Raw genomic sequence first — 285 nt, 5'->3', positions numbered from 1 at the left:
TCTGCACAGAAGTGTTCCAGTCCATATCCGACAGACGGTTCTTTGCCTCCCTGTATGCTGGTGTTGACATCTGGAAGCGGTTAAACATCAGATACGAGAGCATGTTTGCTGTAATGCTTGTACCCGGTACTATCTCATTGTAGATGTCAGCCCGGGCGTCATCTTTCATGGGAAGAAACATGCTTTCAATCCTGCCGTCGGCATGTTTCACCTTAAGCACTTCAAAGTGATGTTCCTCAATGTAGCTCACGATATTTCTTATTTTACGGTAGCTTGATGATATCA

Annotated in this window: 1 pseudogene; it reads right to left on the bottom strand. The window is 44.9% G+C overall.

Features of this window, described 5'->3' with window-relative positions:
• Positions 1-285 (bottom strand): annotated as a pseudogene (locus H6A27_RS15890) (IS66 family transposase); the annotation flags it as partial.

Origin of the sequence: Bacteroides caecigallinarum, from assembly GCF_016902295.1 — a bacterium.
Taxonomy (GTDB): Bacteria; Bacteroidota; Bacteroidia; order Bacteroidales; family Bacteroidaceae; genus Phocaeicola; species Phocaeicola caecigallinarum_A.
The sequence above is the reverse complement of the archived record's forward strand: the minus strand, read 5'-3'. Positions and strand labels throughout refer to the sequence as shown.